The organism is Gordonia sp. i37 (genome assembly GCF_002043085.1).
GTDB classification, from domain to species: domain Bacteria; phylum Actinomycetota; class Actinomycetes; order Mycobacteriales; family Mycobacteriaceae; genus Gordonia; species Gordonia polyisoprenivorans.
The window spans coordinates 1-908 of the sequence record NZ_MVPX01000406.1; the positions used below are offsets into that span (position 1 = coordinate 1).

The 908-nt window shown below is 67.7% G+C and carries 1 protein-coding gene; it reads left to right on the forward strand.

The features are described 5' to 3' along the window. Positions 1-753 (forward strand): FGGY-family carbohydrate kinase (locus tag B1964_RS20200; RefSeq protein WP_253194093.1); only part of this gene is annotated, 753 nt, incomplete at its 5' end. Between the last annotated feature and the right edge of the window lie 155 nt (positions 754-908).

Sequence of the window (908 nt, forward strand, 5' to 3'; positions counted from 1 at the left end):
ACGGGCGGTGTCGTACTCGGCGCCGGTGTCGGCGACAACGCCGCCGCGGCACTGGGTTTGCAGGCGGGTACCGGTGACGCGATCGTGTCGTTGGGAACTTCGGGTGTCGTCAGCGCTGTCGGCGAGGTCCCGCCGTGCGATGCGTCAGGTATCGTCGCCGGATTCGCCGATGCGACCGGACGGCACCTTCCGCTGGTGTGCACACTCAATGGCGCACCGGTATTGGCGGCGACTGCGCAGATGCTCGACGTCGATCTGGCGAGGTTCGCCGACCTCGCGCTGTCGGCTCCCGCAGGCGCGGACGGCCTGACGATGGTGCCCTACCTCGGTGGTGAACGCTCCCCCAATCTGCCTGCGGCGACGGGAACGCTGGCCGGGATCACCCCCGCCAACTTCTCCGCCGCCCACGTCGCACGTGCCGCCGTCGAAGGCCTGCTCTGTTCGCTCGTATACTGCCGCAACCGGATCGAGGATCAGGGCATCGACGTGCAGCGGTTCCTGTTCATCGGCGGGGGCACCAAGTCGTCGGCGGTACGCGCGATCGCTCCCGCCTTGTTCGACGGCACGGTTGTGCTGCCCGCCGACGGTGAATACGTGGCACTCGGCGCCGCTCGCCAGGCCGCGTGGGCACTGATCGGCGAGCTCCCGGAGTGGCGCGTCGAGTCCGAAACGATCACGACTACACCAACTCCAGAAGTATTCGCGCAGTACGCCGCCGCAGCGAAGTGGTACTCGGCGGCTGTCGGCGGGTAACACCCGAGGCTTGCTGTTCGAGGCGTGTTGCGTCCACCCACCGGTACGGCGGGTCTCGAGACTCCCCTTGATCGGTGGTCGAGGTGCCGAGGAGCGTTAGCGACGAGCCTCGAGACCTGTTGCACCGCTGCTGGTTTCCGGCCATTCACGGAAGC